This is a genomic window from Cedecea neteri (genome assembly GCF_000757825.1).
GTDB lineage: Bacteria > Pseudomonadota > Gammaproteobacteria > Enterobacterales > Enterobacteriaceae > Cedecea > Cedecea selenatireducens.
In genome coordinates this window covers 4,155,094-4,175,475 of sequence record NZ_CP009451.1, presented here as the reverse complement: position 1 = coordinate 4,175,475, position 20,382 = coordinate 4,155,094, and the positions used below count along the sequence as shown (strand labels likewise).

Here is a 20,382-nt window from a genome sequence, read left to right as displayed (position 1 = left end):
CGTCCACAGCAAGAATAATTCTTATTTTTATTTGCCTTACGACGCGCGGCGAAAGGTCAGGTTATAGCGGAACTGGTCGGTAAGGGGATGAAAGCCGGGTTTGAGAGGCAGAATGCCGTGATAGAAAAGCCGTGATGCGCCTCCCCACACCACCACGTCGCCATGCTCAAGCATGACGCGCTGCAGCGGATCGCTACGCTGTAGCCCGCCAAACTGAAAAACGGCAGGTAAACCCAGGGAGACAGAAACAATCGGCTGACGCAGATTCGGTTCGTCTTTATCCTGATGAAGAGAAAGCTTTGTTCCGGGCGCATAGCGGTTGATCAGGCAGGCATCAGGGTCAAAATCCGCGTATCCCGCAGCATGCGAAGCTCGCGCGCAGACGTCCTGAAACAGAGAGGGAAGCTGAGGCCAGAACTGGCCGGTCAGCGAGTCCTTCGGTGAATAGAGATAGCCGTGCTGGTTTGTGCTCCAGCCCAGCTCGCCGCAGTTGGTCATCGCCACCGACATGGTATGTCCACCGGGCGTGACCATATGGCGAAAAGGCGCCTGCTGCGATACCTGATGAACGGCCGCCATCAGCGCGGCGGCATCCTCCCGGGCAAAGCGGCGCAGAATAATTGCGCCTTCTGCGAGCGGTTCTTCCCAGGGGGCCTCATCGGCGAACAAATCCAGCATTATTCCTCCAGGCTTTGCTTCTCGTTTTCCAGAAGCCGACGTTTGCGCTCCACGCCCCAGCGGTAGCCGGACAAACCACCATCGCTGCGGATCACTCGATGGCAGGGAATGGCGACCGCAAGCGTGTTGGCCGCACATGCACCGGCCACGGCACGAACGGCGGCGGGCTTACCTATACGTGCCGCCAGCTCGCTGTAGCTCACGGTAGCTCCGGGCGGAACGGCTCTTAATGCCTGCCATACCAACTGCTGAAATGCCGTGCCGCGAATGTCGAGAGGTAAGATAAATTCAGTTCCTGGCGACTCAATAAAACTAATCACCCGCGCAACGCGTGACTCAAACGTTTCATCACCCGGCATGAGCTGTGAACGGGGAAACTCGGTTTCGAGTTCACTTATCAGCGCTTCGGCATGTTCACCCAACAAAATCGCACAAATGCCCCGCTCGCTTTCAGCCACCAGAAACTCTCCCAATTGGCAGGTGCCGACCACAAACTGCACGTGCGTACGGGCCCCGCCCTTTCGGTATTGGCTCGCCGTCATGCCCAGCGCGGCATCAGCCTGATGGTAGAACGCGCTGCCGGACTGAAACCCGGCATCAAAAATGGCCTTTGTTACCTCTGTTCCCTGCGCGAGCGCGTCACGCAGCCGACGAGCACGATGCGCTTTTTGCCATTCATTCGGCGTTACGCCGGTGACGCTTTTGAACAGTCGATGAAAGTGAAAGCTGCTCATGGCAACCTGTCCTGCCAGCTCATCAAGCGTGAGAGGTGAATCGCTGGCTTCAATAATGCGGCAGGCTTGTTCGATGCGCGCAACTCGCTGCAGCTCAGGGGCAAGCTTGTCCGGCTGGCAGCGTTTGCAGGCTCGGAAACCGGCCTTCAGCGCCGCTTCGGGCGAAGTGTAGAACCCCGTATTTTCACGCAGCGGACGGCGGGCGCTGCAGGATGGCCGGCAGAAGATCCCGGTCGTTTTGACGGCAAAGACAAACTGCCCGTCAGCCCGGGCATCACGCTGCTCAACCGCCTGCCAGCGTTGCTGCTCTGTAATATAACCGTTGTTCTGTTTCATCATCACGACCTCATGCTTATCTTAACGATACCATCATGGCAGCCAGGGCCGGATGAAAAACTCGGGTTCTTGCTTTTTAATTTTTCTCGTCGAGGAGGAAGGTTTTGAACTGCGGCGACATCCAGCTGCGGAAGCCATCTCCTTCTTTGCTGATGAGATAAACCGCCAGCCCTTCTCGCTGCGCGACCTGCTTCGCTTTTTCTTCCCCCAGTACCATCAGGCCGGTATCCCAACCATCAGCCTCCATAGCCGTGGTGGCAATAACGGTCGCGGAAACGAGTTTGTGCTCGATTGGTCGCCCGGTCTGAGGGTTAATAATGTGCGAGATACGTTTGCCATCCAGTTCGTAATAGTTACGGTAGCTGCCTGAAGTACTGATCCCATGGCCGTTAATATCGACCATTGCCTGAACGGCATTTTCCCGATCGGTCGGCTTCTGAATGGCCACGCGCCAAGGCTTGCCGTCCGGATTTGTCCCGCGAGTGGCCACCGCCCCGCCGACGGACACGAGATAGCGGCTAATGCCATTTTGCTCCATCAGGCGTGCAAGATGATCGGCGGCGTAACCTTCCCCGATAGTCGACAGATCGACATACAGCCCCGGCAGATCCTTTTGCAACCACTGCTGCCCGGCCGCATTTACCACCTTAAGATGCTGCAGGCCTGTTAGCGCTTTCGCGGCGTCGATTTGCGCCTGGTTTGGGGTGTGCAGAGGCTGTTTATCCGGTCCAAATCCCCACAAGTTGACCAGAGGCCCAACCGTAATGTCCATCGCCCCGTCGGTTTTGGCGCCAATCCGCAGCGCCATGGTGACGATATCGCTCATCGCCTCGCTTACCGGATACGGTTCAGTACTGGTCGATTGGTTAAAAAAGGAAAGTGCCGAATCCTTTTTCCAGGTCGACATCAATTTGTCATCGCCATCCAGCTGAGCCTGAATTTTTTTCTGCAGCGTCGTCTTCTGCGCGGCGTCCACGTCGGCCAGGCTAACACGCCAGTAAGTCCCCATGGTTTTACCCTCCAGCACCACCGACTTTGCGGCGCTGTTTTGGGCGTTATCGCACCCTGCCAGGGCTATAAGGGCTACGGCAAAGCAGCCGCGACGAATAAGGCGTAAATCCATGGTGTCACTCTCCTGTTTCGGGAGGCTAAGAGTACAGCAAAAGGGGAAAAGAGATGAGGCAAGCGGCGAGCCATTGAGGTTTAAGACAGAAAAAAGGCGCCTTGCGGCGCCTTTCAGATTGATGACAAACAGCCGAAAGACGTGGTTTTCGACCGTTTGGGGCAAACCAGAGAACATTATTCATTGTTTTTATTAGACCTTGGTTCGGACTTTTTTATAGCAATGAACTTTGTCAGCAGTCTCAAAGGCGCCTTGCGGCGCCTTTGTCATTTTGACTGAGATTAGAACTGGTAAACCAGGCCTACACCCACAACGTCATCGGTACCGATGCCGGCAGCCTGAGTGAAGTCATTTTTGTCCAGCAGGTTGATTTTGTAGTCAACGTAGGTGGACATGTTTTTGTTGAAGTAGTAAGTCGCGCCAACATCAACATATTTCAGCAGATCCTGGTCGCCGTAGCCTTCCAGGTTCTTACCTTTAGACTGCAGGTAAGCCACGGATGGACGCAGACCGAAGTCGAACTGGTACTGAGCAACAACTTCGAAGTTCTGTGCTTTGTTAGCAAAGCCCAGGCTACCAGCGCGAGTTGCGTTGTAGGTCTGGGTGTACTGAGATGCCAGATAGATGTTGTTAGCGTCGTATTTCAGACCGCCGGTGTAGGTAGTGGCGTCATCACCGTGACCCAGTACGCCAGCGGCGTTCTGATCGGTAGTACGTTTAGAGCTAGAAATTGCTGAACCCAGGCTGAAACCTTCACCCAGATCGTAGGTCAGGGAGCCGCCGAAGCCGTCACCATTCTGACGCAGGAGGCCACGACCGTTGTTGGTAGAACCTTCACCGCTAGCGCTGCCGTTTTTACCCTGATACTGCAGAGCAAAGTTCAGGCCATCAACCAGACCGAAGAAGTCGGTGTTACGGTAGGTTGCAACGCCGTTTGCACGAGACTGCATGAAGTTATCAGCACCGTAGGTATCGCCACCGAATTCTGGCAGAACGTCAGTCCAGGAAGTAACGTCGTAAACAACGCCGTAGTTACGACCATAGTCGAAAGAACCCGCCTGACCGAACTTCAGACCAGCAAACGCCAGACGAGTCCAGGCCTGATCGCTTGAGTTTTCAGTGTTGTTCGCCTGAACGTTGTATTCCCACTGGCCGTAACCGGTCAGTTGGTCGTTGATCTGAGTTTCGCCTTTGAAGCCGAAGCGAACGTAAGTCTGGTCGCCGTCAGCGCTTTTATCATTGGAGAAATAGTGCAGACCATCAACTTTACCGTACAGGTCTAATTTATTGCCGTCTTTGTTATAAATTTCGGCTGCATTTGCAGCGCCTGCTACCAGCAGAGCCGGTACCAGAAGGGATAGTGCTTTAACTTTCATCTTATTAACCCTCTGTTATATGCCTTATTTTATTTACCACTGCTTACTGATTAACCCTCTAATCAGTCGGCAAATTCATTGTCCAAAACAAAGGCTGAATAATCCAACGAGAATATGATACGAAAACTATATAGATGTTTCATTTATCAATATAGATGTATCCAAATGTAAATCAGAGGGAACTTTTTTTAGCACGAATAGCTAAAAATATAAGCATGAATAATCAAAAAATAATAACAATGCATTAAAAACAATAAGTTAGACCAAAAATAAAAAAGTAGCACTGAATGATAATTTTTTTCTTACTTTCAGCGATAAAATCACTCTCGCTATCATCATTAACTTTATTTATTACCGTCATTCGAATCTGAATGTCCGTTTACCCCTATTAGTGCCGGATGCTCGCATCCGGTTTTTTTTGCCCTTCTTTACACAACTTTAATATTCTCCTGCTACCGATGCAATTTGTAACGTCTGTTAATTAATCAATCTGCTTTTTTTCTCCATATTTCATGCACAACCCAGATGATTCTTAAAAACAGCCTTTTATTGCCTCTCTGCGTTCGCCACAAATAGCTGTACAAATCTTCCCCAACTGTACAAATCTCTCTCAGTAACTTAACGTAAATTCTTATTTAAGGATTTATCCTAATAATCAGTCACCTGAAAAACGCCTGAGAACCCCCTATACTGCGTCAGATTGCTGACTGTATCGCCATATAAAGGTATTCTTAGCGTCTGCCGGCGCGAAGACGCTAAGGCTAAACGGCCCACGCAATCAGTTGGGCTATCTATCATCCAGGATTGGCGAGGCTTCGCCGGGTTACCTACATACAATGAGCCAGTCTGAAAATACGTCGCTAAATAAGTTCTCACTGTTCCCCGGCAACATTACGCGCTTCTTTTTGCTGCTGACCATCGTACTGCTCGTCTCCATGGGCGTGCTGGTGCAAAGCGCCGTTAATGCCTGGCTGAAGGACAAAAGCTATCAGATTGTCGACATCACGCATGCCCTGCATAAGCGGGTAGAAACCTATCGCTATGCGACGTGGCAAATCTACGACAATATTGCCACCGCGCCTGCGGCCTCTGGGGAAAACCTGCAGGAAACCCGCCTGCGCCAGGACGTGTATTACCTCGACAAGCCACGCAGCAAAACCGAAGCGCTGATCTTTGGCTCCCATGACAGCTCTACGCTGGAAATGACGCAGCGGATATCCGGCTACCTGGACACGCTTTGGGGCGCGGAGAACAGCCCCTGGTCGATGTACTACCTGAACGGCCAGGACAACAGCATGATCCTGGTCTCTACCCTGCCGCTAAAAGATCTCTCCTCCGGCTTTAAAGACTCTGGCGTTGGTACCATCGTGGACTCACGCCGGGCAGAGATGCTGCAGCAGGCCAATGCCCTGGACGAGCGCGAAAGTTTCTCTTCGCTGCGCAAGCTAAACTGGCAAAACGGCCATTACTTCACGCTTCGAACCACCTTTAATCAGCCTGGGCATCTGGCCACCGTGGTCGCATTTGATTTGCCTATTAACGATCTTATTCCACCGACAATGTCGCTGGACAGCTTCCAGCTCGAGCCAGATGAGCGCCAGCGGGCCGCCGCTACGGCAACGGATAAAGACGATCCGGACAGCGTGAGCATTAATTTTAATAGCGCCCGGATTGAAATCACCGCACCGGTGGCCACAACTCAGCTCCAACTGGTGTGGAAGGTACCGTTTGGTACGCTGATGATGGATACGCTGCAAAACATTCTTCTGCCGTTGCTGCTGAACATTGCGCTGCTCGGGTTAGCCGTTTTTGGCTTCGCGACCTTCCGCCAGCAGCCCCAGCGCCAGACCGAAAGCAATCCGGGTAACGGTGAGCTACAAATCCTGCGGGCGCTAAACGAAGAGATCGTGGCCATCCTGCCGCTTGGCCTGCTGGTCCACGACCTCGATGCCAATCGCACGGTAATAAGCAACAAAATTGCCGACCACCTGCTGCCCCATCTGAACTTGCAAAACATCATTTCGATGGCGGATCAGCACCAGGGCGTTATTCAGGCCACGGTAAATAATGAGCTGTATGAGATTCGTCAGTTTCGCAGCCAGATAGCGCCGCGCACGCAGATTTTTGTTATCCGCGATCAGGATCGTGAAATTCTGGTAAACAAGAAGCTCAAGCAGGCCCAGCGCCTGTATGAGAAAAACCAGCAGGGCCGCGCCGCCTTTATGCAGCACATTGGCGAGGCGCTACAGCTGCCGGTTAAGCAGCTGGCCGAACATGCGGCAGAAATTAACGACGATAAACACCTGCAGCTCTCGAACGATGCACAGACTATTGTGCGCCTGGTCGATGAAATTCAGTTGTTGAATATGCTGGAAGCAGACAGCTGGAAAACCCAGGCCAGCGAGTTTTCCATCCAGTCGCTTGTCGATGAAGTGGCGCTGTCGATGCTGCCGATTATCAAGCGTAAAGGGCTACAGCTGCTCATCAACAACAACCTGCCGGCCGATGAAAAACGCCACGGCGACAAAGACGTGCTGCGAAAAATTCTGGAACTCCTGCTGCATTACTCGGTGACGACCACGCAGATTGGCAAAATTACGCTTGAAATCAGCGAAGAGGAAGCCGGGCCGGATCGCCTGCTGTTCCGTGTGCTTGATACCGGCAACGGGATCGGCAACGGAGAAGTGGATAATCTGCATTTCCCGTTCCTTAACGAGACAAGTGAAGACCGCTACGGCCAGGCCAATGGTCTCGCGTTTTATCTCTGCGATCGCCTTGCGCGCAAGCTCGGTGGCCACCTGAACATCAAAACGCGCCCGGACATCGGCACGCGCTATAATTTACACATCAGAATGGCCGCTGAGCCCCAGGCGGAGATGCAGGAAGAAAAACTGCTGGATGATGTCGTGGCAATGCTGGATATCACCTCCAATGAGGTGCGTACCATTGTGACCAGAATGCTGGAAAACTGGGGCGCAAACTGTATTTCCCCGGACGAAAGACTGGCGAGTCAAGACTTTGATATCTTCCTCACTGATAATCCGTCTAATCTTACTGCTTCGGGCTTGCTTTTAAGCGATGATGAAAACGGGATGCGGAAAATCGCCCCAGGCCAGTTCCGGGTCAACTTTAATATCAGCAATGCGATGCAGGATGCCGTTCTGCAGCTGATTGAAAACCAACTGGCGGAGGAAGATACGCCGGACTCGCCTCTGGGCGGCGATGAAAACGCTCAGCTGCACGCCAGCGGTTATTACGCGCTGTTTGTCGACACGGTACCGGAAGATGTTACCAGGCTGTATACTGAATCTGCAGCGGGCGACTTTGCCGCTCTGGCTCAGACAGCGCACCGCCTGAAGGGCGTGTTTGCGATGCTGAATCTCGTGCCCGGCAAACAGTTATGTGAAACGTTGGAGCACCACATTCGTGAAAGTGACGCTCCAGACATACAAAAATATATCAGCGACATTGATGCTTATGTCAAAAGTCTGCTGTAGCAAGGTAGCCTATTAGATGAACAATATGAACGTAATTATTGCTGACGACCATCCGATTGTTCTGTTCGGCATTCGTAAGTCTCTGGAGCAGATCGAATGGGTGAATGTTGTCGGTGAATTCGAAGACTCCACGGCGCTTATTAACAACTTACCAAAGCTTGAAGCCAATGTTTTAATCACCGATCTTTCCATGCCGGGCGACAAATACGGCGACGGCATTACGCTGATTAAATACATCAAGCGTCACTTCCCGGATCTGTCGATCATTGTGCTGACCATGAACAACAACCCGGCTATCCTTAGCGCGGTGTTGGATCTGGACATCGAAGGGATCGTCCTCAAACAAGGCGCCCCAACCGATCTGCCTAAAGCGCTCGCCGCCCTGCAGAAAGGTAAAAAATTCACGCCGGAGAGCGTCTCTCGCCTGCTGGAAAAAATCAGCGCCGGCGGCTATGGCGACAAGCGTCTTTCTCCGAAAGAGAGTGAAGTCCTCCGCCTGTTCGCAGAAGGTTTCCTGGTGACCGAAATTGCCCGCAAGCTGAACCGCAGCATCAAAACAATCAGCAGCCAGAAGAAATCAGCGATGATGAAGCTGGGTGTGGAAAACGATATTGCGCTGCTGAACTACCTTTCTTCCGTGAGCCTGACGCCAGCGGACAAAGAGTAATTAGCGCATCTGCATGAAAAAAAGCCCCGCATTTAACCGCGGGGCTTTTTTATGGTACCGAATTATCAGGCATTACGGGTACTGCGAACGCGAGCGGTATAAACCGCCAGCGTCTGTTTAATAACGTCGAGCGTCACCGGTTTAGACAGGCAGCTGTCCATGCCGGACTCCAGACACCGCTGTTTCTCTTCCGCCAGCGCATTGGCCGTCACGCCGATGACCGGCAGCGTCAGCCCCAGCTGACGAATGCGCTGGGTCAGGCGATAGCCGTCCATGTTCGGCATGTTGACGTCGCTCAGCACAATATCAATATGGTTTTTGCTGAGCACGTTAAGCGCGTCGATGCCGTCGTTCGCCGTCTTGCACTGGTAACCGAGCGATCCAAGCTGATCCGCCAGCAGGCGACGGTTAATCGGATGATCGTCAACCACCAGAATCATCATATCGTCGTTCTGCTCGCTGATTTCGCTCGCCGCCGTCAGCGCAGGAGAGCTGCCCGGCACGTCTACGGTAATACTGTAAATCCGCCCCAACAGAGGTAGAAGCTCGTGAGGCGCGGCTACGCTGTGGACCCAACGGCCAGGCTCAAATTCAACGGGAATTCCGATATGGCGACGGCAGAAGACAATTGCCGCCCGTCCGCCCCACGGAGCAGAAAGATTGTCATCGGTGATCAGAATATCGTCGCTGCCCGGCGTTTCGCCCGACCAGAAGTGAGCCTGTAGCCCATTTTTCACCAGCAGAGATTCCAGATAGCTGCTGAGATAATCATTGCGAACCGCCAGCCAGCAGCGCTTATCCGCCAACCCTTCGACGTTATTCTTCGGCGCAAACTGCGCCTGATACAGCGGGATGCGAACCGTAAACTGGCTCCCCATTCCCGCTTCGGTATCCACGGAGATATCACCGTCCATCATGCTGATAAGCTTTTCGCAAATCGCCAGTCCCAGCCCGGTTCCCTGGAAATTGCGCTGCACGCCGGTACCGACCTGGAAGAACGGATCGAACAGCCTGGTGACTTCTTTGGTCGGGATCCCCACCCCGGTATCGCGAACCCGGAAGCTCAGGTAGTCTCCGTTAACGGAAACATGCAGGATGATACAGCCAATATCGGTGAACTTAATCGCGTTGCTAAGCAGGTTAGAAATCACCTGCTGCAGCCGCATCGGGTCACCCTGCAGGGTTAGCGGTACGTCGTCGTCGATAAAGCAGTAAAGCCCAAGCTGCTTACGAACCACGAGCGGCAGATAGTTGGCGGTAATGTGGCTCATCACCTCGCGCGGTGAAAACTCGCGAGGCTCAATTTTCAGCTGCTCGGACTCAATTTTTGAGAAGTCGAGAATGTCGCTGATGATCTTAAGCAGCAGGCTGGAGGAGTTATTCATTGCCGTGACCAGCCTGTCGACGCCCTTCGGCAGCTCTTTCGTTTGCAGCAGATCGAGGTTACCGATAATGCCGTACAGCGGCGTACGCAGTTCGTGGCTGACGGTGGCAAGGAACATGGACTTCGACTGGCTGGCCTGCTCGGACGCCTGAGCCATCTCCTGCAGCGATTCTTCCATCTTCACGCGGGCGCTCACGTCAACCAGCACGCAAATCGCCACGTTCTCATTGCGGTAGCGCGAATGCACAAAGCTAATCTGCAGATTGGTATGATTGCTGGTCACCACATCGACAAAATTAACCTGCTGACCGCAGATAATCTGCGTCAGCCGCTGCCTGTCCTCGTGGGTCAGCATATTGAGGTAATTGTGCGCCAGTTCGTTACTCAGAATATTGGTACCGTCCTGCGTTCGCAGGATACAGATACCCACCGGCGCAGACGCGACAATTTTCCGGTTGAACTGCTCGTGCTCCTCCAGCCGCTGGGCATCGCTTTCGGCAGGGATAAAAATCCTGCGTTCATACATGCGTGCCAGGGTAAACAGCACAATCCCGACCAGAACGTTGAGTAACACGGCATTGAGGATCAGCATCCTGATGCTTTCCAGCACCAGGTCAACGGGAACGGAATAGATAACGCTCAGCGACGACGGCGGCAGATTCTTCTTCAATACCAGCGCTTTAAAGCCCGAGGTGTAGCCAAACCAGGAGCGGTCCTGAATCCAGCGGCTTTCAGGTTCAATACGAGATTCCGGGCCGGTCAGAGAAATTAATGGATGACCGTTTTCATCCAGAATGGTCACCCCGATGGGCAGCGTGCCCGGCGTCAGGAAGTTCTCCATGCGCACCGTTTGCTCAATGCCCAGCAGCGCCTGCAGGCGGGTCGCCAGATAAACCGGCGTCAGGGTATAAAAATAACCAATACCGGCGCGCGGCCCCTGCCCAATCCAGTAGATGCTATTGGCTCGTTCATCCTGCGGCGCGGTGCGGTATTTCATAATGCGCTCGTGCAGCGTTTTCAGCGCGCTCTCCCGCTCCAGCGGCATATCACGCAGCCCAAAGTCCGCCATACACAAATTATCGCCGCCAATCAGAAATACCCGGTTGAGATCGTAGGCCGCTGAGAAGTTATCGCGCCAGTAGCGCAGGAACCATGAAAGAGACTGCAGCGAACTTCGCCACGTCGCGCTGACCGCCGAGCAGTCCGAGTCCGGGAACAGCGGCATAAACGTTGGCGCATCGGTTTTATCGGTGCTTTGTTCGAGCGGCGGCAGGACGCCATTTGGCGCGGTAAGGCGGTTCTCAGCAATGTACTTCAGCTCTTTCACCACGTCCGAGGTACGCTGGATATAGCGCTGGGCCTGGTCAAAGCTGATGTTAAATTCCTGACGAATCTCCGACTCTTTATCGTGCAGCGCGTTAACGATGTAAAACACGGAAAACAGCGCGATCAGCAGCCAGAGCAGCAGCGCTAGCGCCCTGAACAGGTAACGCGAAATTTTAAGGGTGCTTCGAAAAGAGACGAGATATTTCAAATTAAGCCTGGCGGTACGCGAGAGAGTAAATAGAGATGCGCTTAAGGTAGCCGCAAAACCCCTGGCCCGCAACGGCAAACAAAAAAGGCCGCAAAAGCGGCCTTCCAGATACAGAACTGTGCTTAGACAAGCATCGTTCTTCCAGAGAGCAGTTGCAAATAAACCAGGGAAATCAATTCATTGATTTTCTTCAGATAACCACAGTAAAGGAATAACCACGCTTATTCCTTTACTGTCAGAACGTTAAAAGGCCGCAAATGCGGCCCTTTATTTACAGACTATTCCGGATTATTCGTCCGCGTCGTCCGCGGCATCATCTTCAGTATCCGCTTCCGGAGCGATTTCATCGTCCCCTTCCGCGACGCTGCCGTCGATGCTGTCCAGATCTTCGTCGTCCACAGGCTCAGCTACGCGCTGCAGACCCACAACATTTTCGTCTTCCGCGGTACGGATGAGGATGACGCCCTGGGTGTTACGCCCGACCACGCTGACTTCAGACACGCGAGTACGCACCAGCGTACCGGCATCGGTGATCATCATGATCTGGTCGGTATCTTCCACCTGCACCGCGCCAACAACGCTGCCGTTGCGCTCGGTTACTTTGATGGAGATAACGCCCTGCGTTGCACGAGACTTGGTTGGGTATTCTGCCGCAGCGGTACGTTTACCGTAGCCGTTTTGAGTCACGGTCAGAATCGCGCCTTCACCGCGTGGAATGATCAAGGAAACGACTTTATCGTCACCGGCAAGCTTGATACCGCGAACGCCCGTTGCGGTACGGCCCATGGTACGAACGGCGTCTTCTTTGAAGCGTACCACTTTACCCGCCGCCGAGAACAGCATGGCTTCATCGCTGCCGTTGGTTAAATCAACGCCAATCAGCTCGTCACCCTCATTGAGGTTAACGGCGATGATGCCCGCAGAACGTGGACGGCTGAAGTCGGTCAGCGCGGTTTTCTTCACGGTGCCGCTTGCGGTCGCCATGAACACGTTGATGCCTTCCGCGTACTCGCGCACCGGCAGAATCGCGGTGATGCGCTCGTCCTGCTCAAGCGGCAGCAGGTTCACAATTGGGCGGCCACGTGCGCCACGGCTCGCTTCCGGCAGCTGATAAACCTTCATCCAGTACAGGCGACCACGGCTGGAGAACAGCAGGATCGTGTCATGGGTGTTGGCCACCAGCAGGCGGTCAATAAAGTCTTCTTCTTTAATACGTGCGGCTGACTTGCCTTTGCCACCACGGCGCTGCGCTTCATAATCGGTCAGCGGCTGATACTTCACATAGCCCTGGTGAGACAGGGTGACCACCACGTCTTCCTGGTTGATCAGGTCTTCAATGTTGATATCCGCGGTGTTAGCCGTGATCTCGGTGCGGCGGTTGTCGCCGAACTGATCGCGCATCGCTTCCAGCTCTTCACGGATAACTTCCATCAGGCGCTCTGCGCTGCCCAGGATATGCAGCAGTTCGGCTATCTGCTCCAGCAGCTCTTTATACTCATCGAGCAGTTTTTCGTGCTCGAGGCCGGTCAGTTTCTGCAGACGCAGATCCAAAATCGCCTGAGCCTGCTGCTCGGTGAGGAAGTACTGGCCGTCGCGGATACCAAACTCGGGCTCCAGCCACTCAGGACGCGCGGCGTCGTCACCAGCACGTTCCAGCATCGCGGCAACGTTACCCAGATCCCACGAACGAGCAATCAGGCCAGCTTTTGCCTCTGCGGCATTTGGCGAGTGACGAATCAGCTCAATGATCGGGTCGATGTTCGCCAGGGCGATCGCCAGACCTTCGAGGATATGGGCACGATCGCGCGCTTTACGCAGTTCGAAAATGGTACGACGGGTAACCACTTCGCGACGGTGACGCACAAAAGCAGAAAGAATATCTTTCAGGTTCATTATCTTCGGCTGACCATGGTGCAGTGCCACCATGTTGATACCGAAGGAAACCTGCAGCTGGGTCTGGGAGTAAAGGTTATTGAGCACCACTTCACCAACGGCGTCGCGCTTAATCTCAATAACAATACGCATACCGTCTTTGTCAGACTCATCGCGCAGGGCGCTAATGCCTTCTACACGTTTGTCTTTCACCAGCTCGGCGATTTTCTCGATCAGGCGAGCTTTGTTCACCTGATAAGGAATTTCATGAACGATGATGGTTTCGCGGCCGGTTTTCGCATCCGCTTCTACTTCGGCGCGGGCACGAATATAAATTTTACCGCGACCGGTACGGTAGGCTTCTTCAATACCGCGGCGGCCGTTAATGATAGCGGCAGTCGGGAAGTCCGGGCCAGGGATGTGCTCCATCAGGCCTTCAACGCTGATGTTCTCGTCTTCGATATACGCGAGGCAGCCGTTGATGACTTCGGTAATGTTGTGTGGCGGAATGTTGGTCGCCATCCCAACTGCGATACCGGATGAACCGTTTACCAGCAGGTTAGGAATTTTGGTTGGCATGACGTCCGGAATTTTTTCGGTGCCGTCGTAGTTATCGACGAAATCAACCGTATCTTTTTCCAGGTCTGCCATCAGTTCGTGGGCGATTTTCGACATACGGATTTCCGTATAACGCATCGCCGCGGCGGAGTCGCCGTCTACGGAACCGAAGTTACCCTGGCCGTCGACCAGCATGTAACGCAGGGAAAATGGCTGTGCCATACGGACGATGGTGTCGTAAACCGCGGTATCACCATGAGGGTGATATTTACCGATTACGTCACCAACAACACGGGCGGATTTTTTGTATGCTTTGTTCCAGTCATTGCCCAATACGTTCATCGCGTATAGTACGCGACGGTGTACCGGCTTAAGTCCATCTCGGACATCTGGCAGTGCGCGGCCGACAATAACCGACATCGCATAATCCAGATACGAGCTCTTAAGCTCTTCCTCAATGTTGACCGGCGTAATTTCTCTGGCAAGGTCGCTCATGTAACCGCTATCCCTCTACTGTTTTCCCGGATTCAAAGGTCGCAAATTATAACACATCCGGCCCTGTGTGGGGAAACCTGAACGCAATTGTCGGCGCTTTATTCACGCCGTTAGCCTGATATACTGCCTGCCTTAACATCTGCAAGGAGTCACCGCTGTAATGAATGCTGAAAACCAACCGGTTACGCAGAACGTCGACCACGAGGAAATCGCCAAATTTGAAGCTGTCGCTTCCCGCTGGTGGGATCTGGAAGGTGAATTTAAGCCGCTGCACCGCATCAACCCGCTGCGTTTAGGCTATATCAACCAGCGCGCCGGTGGGCTGTTCGGCAAAACCGTTCTCGACGTTGGCTGCGGCGGCGGCATTCTTGCGGAGAGCATGGCGCGTGAAGGCGCTAACGTCACCGGCCTGGACATGGGCTTTGAACCGCTGCAGGTTGCCCGCCTGCACGCGCTGGAAAGCGGCGTTAAGGTCAATTACGTCCAGGAGACGGCCGAAGAACACGCGACTAAACACGCCGGGCAGTATGACGTTGTGACCTGCATGGAAATGCTGGAGCACGTCCCTGACCCGCAGTCGGTGGTCCACGCCTGTGCTCGCCTGGTTAAACCCGGCGGCCACGTTTTCTTCTCTACCATCAACCGCAACGGCAAAGCCTGGCTGATGGCCGTCGTCGGCGCTGAGTATGTGATGCGCATGGTGCCGAAAGGCACGCACGATGTTAAAAAGTTCATCAAGCCCGCCGAGCTGTTACGCTGGGTGGATGAAACCCCTCTCCGCGAGCGCCACATGACCGGCTTACATTTCAACCCCGTCACCAATGTGTTCAAGCTCGGCCCAGGGGTAGATGTTAATTATATGCTGCATACTGAAGCATAAATCGGCATATCGTATAAGGATTGATTATCGATAATTGCGCCAGAATCGTTGCGCAATTATCGATGAAGTTTAAGAAATCAGCACCCGATCAAAATTTTCATTTTTTTTGCATCCCATTGACAATTCCCTCAAGCCTTACGTGACGTGGACTTACGAAAAAAGCGCCCTGGGGAACCTCATTTTATTGATGAAATCAATACTTGTACTGAACGGATTCCTTACTAGAATACTCACCATCTAGTGACCATTTTGTCACCCACCCCCTATATATAGTATTTATCCACAGAGTTAGTCACAGGCTGGCGAATGTGCATAAATCAGGGGAAAACTCATCTCACGGACAGGTAAAACTCACATGAATCAGAGTCTGCTGGTTACAAAACGCGATGGCAGCAAAGAGCGCATCAATCTGGATAAAATTCATCGAGTACTCGACTGGGCCGCTGAAGGGCTGAACAACGTCTCCGTTTCTCAGGTTGAGCTGCGTTCCCATATCCAGTTTTATGACGGCATTAAGACCTCTGACATTCATGAAACCATCATCAAGGCTGCCGCCGACCTGATTTCCCGTGACGCACCGGATTACCAGTACCTTGCCGCACGCCTGGCGATTTTCCACCTGCGTAAAAAAGCTTATGGCCAGTTTGAGCCACCGAAGCTTTACGATCAGGTTGTGAAAATGGTTGAGCTGGGCAAATACGATCGTCACCTGCTGGAAGACTACACGGAAGAAGAGTTCGAGCAGATGAACGATTTCATCGATCACTGGCGTGATATGAACTTCTCCTACGCGGCCGTTAAACAGCTCGAAGGTAAATACCTCGTGCAGAACCGCGTCTCTGGCGAAATCTACGAGAGCGCGCAGTTCCTGTATATTCTGGTCGCCGCCTGCCTGTTCTCCGGCTACCCGCGTGAAACCCGCCTCAGCTACGTTAAGCGTTTCTATGACGCGGTTTCTACCTTCAAAATTTCTCTGCCTACGCCAATCATGTCCGGCGTGCGCACCCCTACTCGCCAGTTCAGCTCCTGCGTCCTGATCGAGTGCGGCGACAGCCTGGATTCAATCAACGCCACCTCCAGCGCTATCGTGAAGTATGTTTCTCAGCGCGCAGGCATCGGCATCAACGCCGGCCGTATTCGTGCGCTGGGCAGCCCGATTCGCGGCGGGGAAGCGTTCCACACCGGCTGTATCCCGTTCTATAAACACTTCCAGACCGCGGTGAAGTCCTGCTCTCAGGGCGGCGTGCGCGGCGGGGCTGCCACCCTGTTCTACCCAATGTGGCACCTGGAAGTTGAAAGCCTGCTGGTGCTGAAAAACAACCGTGGCGTAGAAGGCAACCGCGTGCGTCACATGGACTACGGCGTACAGATCAACAAGCTGATGTACACCCGCCTGCTGAAGGGCGAAGAGATCACTCTGTTCAGCCCGTCTGACGTGCCGGGGCTGTATGATGCTTTCTTCGCTGACCAGGATGCGTTCGAGCGCCTCTACACCAAGTACGAGAAAGACGACAGCATCCGCAAACAGCGCGTGAAAGCGGTCGAGCTGTTCTCTCTGATGATGCAGGAACGCGCCTCTACCGGCCGTATCTACATCCAGAACGTTGACCACTGCAACACCCACAGCCCGTTCGATCCGGCGATTGCGCCGGTACGCCAGTCAAACCTGTGCCTGGAAATCGCCCTGCCGACCAAACCGCTGGACGACGTGAACGATGAAAACGGCGAAATTGCCCTGTGTACGCTGTCCGCGTTCAACCTTGGCGTGATCGAAAGCCTGGCAGACCTGGAAGAGATGGCCGTGCTGGCGGTACGCGCCCTCGACGCCCTGCTCGACTATCAGGATTACCCAATTCTGGCGGCGAAACGCGGCGCAATGGGTCGTCGTACGCTGGGTATCGGGGTGATTAACTTTGCCTACTATCTGGCGAAGCACGGCGTGCGTTACTCTGACGGCAGCGCAAACAACCTGACGCACAAGACCTTCGAAGCGATTCAGTACTACCTGCTGAAAGCCTCAAACGAGCTGGCGAAAGAGCAAGGCGCCTGCCCGTGGTTCAACGAAACCACCTATGCGAAAGGCATTCTGCCGATCGATACCTATAAGAAAGACTTGGATGCTATCAGCAACGAGCCGCTGCATCTGGACTGGGAAGGCCTGCGTGAGTCCATCAAAACTCACGGCCTGCGCAACTCCACGCTTTCTGCCCTGATGCCGTCTGAGACCTCCTCGCAGATCTCTAACGCCACCAACGGCATTGAGCCGCCGCGCGGCCACATCAGCATTAAAGCGTCGAAAGACGGGATCCTGCGCCAGGTCGTGCCGGATTATGAAGCGCTGAAAAACAACTACGAGCTGCTGTGGGAAATGCCGAGCAACGACGGTTATCTGCAGCTGGTTGGCCTGATGCAGAAGTTTATCGACCAGTCGATCTCTGCCAACACCAACTACGATCCAACGCGCTTCCCGTCGGGCAAAGTGCCGATGCAGCAGTTGCTGAAGGATCTGCTCACCGCCTATAAATTCGGCGTGAAAACCCTGTACTATCAAAACACCCGCGACGGCGCGGAAGATACTCAGGATGACCTGGCTCCTTCCATCCAGGACGATGGCTGCGAAAGCGGTGCATGTAAAATCTGATTTTCGTTTTTCCCTCACCTCTGTTTCTCCCGGCACCGGGCCAGTTCCCTCTGCCTTTGGGAGAGGGTCAGGGTGAGGGGAAAAAATTATGGAATACAAATAAATGGCTTACACTACTTTTTCACAGACGAAAAACGATCAGCTCGCCGAGCCTATGTTCTTTGGCCAGTCGGTTAACGTGGCGCGCTACGATCAGCAGAAATACGACATCTTCGAAAAGCTGATTGAAAAGCAGCTCTCCTTCTTCTGGCGTCCGGAAGAAGTGGACGTCTCCCGTGACCGTATCGACTTCCAGGCGCTGCCGGAGCATGAGAAACACATCTTCATCAGCAACCTGAAGTACCAGACGCTGCTGGACTCCATCCAGGGCCGCAGCCCGAACGTTGCGCTGCTGCCGCTGATTTCTATTCCTGAACTGGAAACCTGGGTCGAAACCTGGGCGTTTAGCGAGACCATTCACTCTCGCTCCTACACTCACATCATCCGCAACATCGTGAACGATCCGGCGATTGTCTTCGACGATATCGTGACCAATCAGGAAATCCTCAAGCGCGCCAAAGACATCTCTGGCTACTACGACGACCTGATTGAGATGACCAGCTACTGGCATCTGCTGGGCGAAGGCACGCACAACGTGAACGGCAAAACCGTTACCGTGAACCTGCGCGCGCTGAAACGACAGCTGTACCTCTGCCTGATGAGCGTTAACGCCCTGGAAGCGATTCGCTTCTACGTAAGCTTCGCCTGCTCCTTCGCCTTCGCCGAGCGCGAACTGATGGAAGGTAACGCCAAAATCATCAAGCTGATTGCCCGTGATGAAGCCCTGCACCTGACCGGCACTCAGCATATGCTGAACCTGCTGCGCAGCGGAGAAGACGATCCCGAAATGGCGGAAATCGCCGTTGAATGTCGTCAGGAATGCTACGACCTGTTCGTGCTGGCCGCCCAGCAGGAAAAAGAGTGGGCCGAATACCTGTTCCGCGACGGCTCGATGATTGGGATGAACAAAGACATCCTCTGCCAGTATGTGGAGTACATCACCAACATCCGCATGCAGGCCGTGGGCCTCGACCTGCCGTTCCAGACCCGTTCTAACCCGATTCCGTGGATCAACGCGTGGCTGGTGTCCGATAACGTGCAGGTTGCCCCGCAGGAAGTTGAAGTCAGCTCCTATCTGGTGGGCCAGATTGACTCGGAAGTCGATACCGACGATCTGAGCAACTTCCAGCTGTAAGCAATGAGCCGTATCACGCTCAGCATTACCGGCGCGCAGCTGATGAGCGAAGAGGAACACCCTTCGCTACTGGCGGCGCTGGAGTCCCACAAAGTCTGCGTAGAGTATCAGTGTCGGGAAGGCTATTGCGGCTCATGCCGCACCCGGCTGCTGGCGGGTGAAGTGCAGTGGCTGACCGAGCCCCTGGCGTTTATCCAGCCCGGTGAAATTCTCCCCTGCTGCTGCAAGGCCCGGGGCGATATAGAAATCGAGATGTAGTTGTTAAAAAGGCCGCGAATGCGGCCTTTTTCATTAATGATTACGGCTTATTAAGAAACCGCACAGCTTTGTCCGGGAAGTCGGTAAACAGCCCGTCCACGCCGGCTTTGTTGTACAGCACGTCATACAGCTGATTCACATCGCTGACGTAGTCCGGCAGCGCGTCCGCCCTCACCGTATAAGGATGCACCGTCAGTTTGCTGGCGTGCGCTTCGGTTACCATATCGCTGAGCTTCACTTTGCCTTTGGTTGATGCCTTCTCCACCAGCATGTGGTAGTCCGGGCCGATACCGTCGGCATACTGGGCTATCTGCTTCATCGCGCCAGGCTTAAACATCCAGTCGTAGCTGTAGTTCACCCACTTGCCGTCCGGCTGTTTTTCCTGAGTCTCATTCCAGTCGGTATAGGCGATAAGCTGCACCAGATTAAGGTTCATGCCCATTTTCGGCTCAAGCTCGTTTTTAATGCGCTTAAGCTCTGCGGCGTCAAAGCACTGGAGATAAACCTTATCCTGCTTGCCGGTGTAGCCGTATCGCTTGAGCACCTCGAGGGTTTTCGCCGCGATATCCTTCCCTTCCTGATGGTGGAACCACGGCGCTTTTATCTCAGGATAAATGCCGATGTTCTTGCCGGTGGAATGGTTCAGCCCCTGAACAAACTCGATTTCTTCTTCAAAGGTGTGCACCCGGAAGTCGGATTTGCCCATCGGGAAGCGCCCCGGATAGGTCTGCACCTGCTTGCCGTCAACGATATCAAAACCTTCGGTGAACCTGAGGGACTTGATTTCCGCCAGCGTAAAGTCGATGGCGTAGTAGCGGCCATCTTTACGTGCACGGTCCGGGAAGCGCTTCGCGACGTCGGTCACCCTGTCCAGATAGTGGTCATGAAGCACCACCAGCCTGTCGTCTTTGGTCATCACCAGATCTTGCTCAAGGTAGTCCGCGCCCTGAGCGTAGGCCATCGCTTTTGCCGGCAACGTATGCTCAGGCAGATAGCCGCTGGCACCCCGGTGGGCAATCACTATTTTGTCCGTGGTCTGGGCGAATACGCTGCTGGTCGCCACCAGCACCACGCCCGCCAGTAAGGATTTTGCCATCAGTTTCATTCTGCTCCCC

Annotated in this window: 13 protein-coding genes; 6 read left to right on the top strand and 7 right to left on the bottom strand. The window is 53.9% G+C overall.

The window, feature by feature from the left end; translation table 11 throughout:
* Window positions 1-36 precede the first annotated feature (36 nt).
* From alkB to JT31_RS19310, 4 genes are all read right to left on the bottom strand, one after another.
* A complete protein-coding gene (gene alkB / locus JT31_RS19330) occupies window positions 37-678 on the bottom strand; it encodes a DNA oxidative demethylase AlkB (protein ID WP_038480981.1) in 642 nt (213 codons plus the stop codon).
* A complete protein-coding gene (gene ada, locus JT31_RS19325) occupies window positions 678-1,751 on the bottom strand; it encodes a bifunctional DNA-binding transcriptional regulator/O6-methylguanine-DNA methyltransferase Ada (protein ID WP_081948201.1) in 1,074 nt (357 codons plus the stop codon). Before ada ends, alkB begins: the two co-directional genes overlap by 1 nt.
* Before the next feature lie 73 nt (window positions 1,752-1,824).
* Window positions 1,825-2,871, bottom strand: coding sequence for an FAD:protein FMN transferase ApbE (gene apbE, locus JT31_RS19320; protein ID WP_038480978.1), 1,047 nt, complete (start codon window positions 2,869-2,871; stop codon window positions 1,825-1,827).
* A gap of 281 nt (window positions 2,872-3,152) precedes the next feature.
* Complete coding sequence (locus tag JT31_RS19310) at window positions 3,153-4,247, bottom strand: porin OmpC (RefSeq protein ID WP_038480972.1); 1,095 nt, start codon at window positions 4,245-4,247, stop codon at window positions 3,153-3,155.
* Between the two features lie 836 nt (window positions 4,248-5,083).
* On the opposite strand from JT31_RS19310, the gene rcsD reads away from it, so the two are divergent.
* On the top strand, window positions 5,084-7,744 hold the full coding sequence (rcsD, locus tag JT31_RS19305; RefSeq protein ID WP_038480969.1) for a phosphotransferase RcsD: 2,661 nt from the start codon (window positions 5,084-5,086) through the stop codon (window positions 7,742-7,744).
* A gap of 16 nt (window positions 7,745-7,760) precedes the next feature.
* A complete protein-coding gene (gene rcsB, locus JT31_RS19300) occupies window positions 7,761-8,411 on the top strand; it encodes a response regulator transcription factor RcsB (RefSeq protein ID WP_038480967.1) in 651 nt (216 codons plus the stop codon).
* Window positions 8,412-8,476: 65 nt separating this feature from the next.
* Here the strand turns inward: rcsB and rcsC are convergent, their stop codons facing one another.
* Window positions 8,477-11,329, bottom strand: a complete 2,853-nt coding sequence (gene rcsC / locus JT31_RS19295; RefSeq protein ID WP_038480962.1) for a two-component system sensor histidine kinase RcsC — start codon at window positions 11,327-11,329, stop codon at window positions 8,477-8,479.
* Between the two features lie 288 nt (window positions 11,330-11,617).
* A complete protein-coding gene (gene gyrA / locus JT31_RS19290; protein WP_038480959.1) occupies window positions 11,618-14,254 on the bottom strand; it encodes a DNA topoisomerase (ATP-hydrolyzing) subunit A in 2,637 nt (878 codons plus the stop codon).
* 160 nt (window positions 14,255-14,414) lie between these two features.
* Between gyrA and ubiG the strand changes: the two genes are divergently transcribed.
* From ubiG to yfaE, 4 genes are all read left to right on the top strand, one after another.
* Complete coding sequence (ubiG, locus tag JT31_RS19285; protein WP_038480956.1) at window positions 14,415-15,134, top strand: bifunctional 2-polyprenyl-6-hydroxyphenol methylase/3-demethylubiquinol 3-O-methyltransferase UbiG; 720 nt, start codon at window positions 14,415-14,417, stop codon at window positions 15,132-15,134.
* Between the two features lie 355 nt (window positions 15,135-15,489).
* Entirely contained in the window at window positions 15,490-17,775 is a 2,286-nt protein-coding gene (gene nrdA / locus JT31_RS19280; protein WP_038480953.1) for a class 1a ribonucleoside-diphosphate reductase subunit alpha, read from the top strand.
* Window positions 17,776-17,878: 103 nt separating this feature from the next.
* The gene (nrdB, locus tag JT31_RS19275) at window positions 17,879-19,009 is read left to right on the top strand and encodes a class Ia ribonucleoside-diphosphate reductase subunit beta (protein ID WP_038480950.1); all 1,131 of its coding nucleotides are present in this window, start codon (window positions 17,879-17,881) and stop codon (window positions 19,007-19,009) included.
* Window positions 19,010-19,012: 3 nt separating this feature from the next.
* Window positions 19,013-19,267, top strand: a complete 255-nt coding sequence (gene yfaE / locus JT31_RS19270; protein ID WP_038480947.1) for a class I ribonucleotide reductase maintenance protein YfaE — start codon at window positions 19,013-19,015, stop codon at window positions 19,265-19,267.
* 40 nt (window positions 19,268-19,307) lie between these two features.
* Here the strand turns inward: yfaE and glpQ are convergent, their stop codons facing one another.
* Window positions 19,308-20,372 carry a glycerophosphodiester phosphodiesterase gene (glpQ, locus tag JT31_RS19265; protein WP_038480944.1) on the bottom strand — a complete coding sequence of 355 codons (1,065 nt, stop codon included), beginning with the start codon at window positions 20,370-20,372 and terminating at the stop codon, window positions 19,308-19,310.
* Window positions 20,373-20,382: the final 10 nt, after the last annotated feature.

Coding starts and splice junctions, on each gene's coding strand:
- yfaE (WP_038480947.1), top strand. CDS start 19,013: ATGAGCCGTATCACGCTCAGCATTACCGGCGCGCAGCTGATGAGCGAA.
- glpQ (WP_038480944.1), bottom strand. CDS start 20,372: ATGAAACTGATGGCAAAATCCTTACTGGCGGGCGTGGTGCTGGTGGCG.
- ada (WP_081948201.1), bottom strand. CDS start 1,751: ATGATGAAACAGAACAACGGTTATATTACAGAGCAGCAACGCTGGCAG.
- rcsD (WP_038480969.1), top strand. CDS start 5,084: ATGAGCCAGTCTGAAAATACGTCGCTAAATAAGTTCTCACTGTTCCCC.
- rcsB (WP_038480967.1), top strand. CDS start 7,761: ATGAACAATATGAACGTAATTATTGCTGACGACCATCCGATTGTTCTG.
- ubiG (WP_038480956.1), top strand. CDS start 14,415: ATGAATGCTGAAAACCAACCGGTTACGCAGAACGTCGACCACGAGGAA.
- alkB (WP_038480981.1), bottom strand. CDS start 678: ATGCTGGATTTGTTCGCCGATGAGGCCCCCTGGGAAGAACCGCTCGCA.
- gyrA (WP_038480959.1), bottom strand. CDS start 14,254: ATGAGCGACCTTGCCAGAGAAATTACGCCGGTCAACATTGAGGAAGAG.
- nrdA (WP_038480953.1), top strand. CDS start 15,490: ATGAATCAGAGTCTGCTGGTTACAAAACGCGATGGCAGCAAAGAGCGC.
- apbE (WP_038480978.1), bottom strand. CDS start 2,871: ATGGATTTACGCCTTATTCGTCGCGGCTGCTTTGCCGTAGCCCTTATA.
- nrdB (WP_038480950.1), top strand. CDS start 17,879: ATGGCTTACACTACTTTTTCACAGACGAAAAACGATCAGCTCGCCGAG.
- JT31_RS19310 (WP_038480972.1), bottom strand. CDS start 4,247: ATGAAAGTTAAAGCACTATCCCTTCTGGTACCGGCTCTGCTGGTAGCA.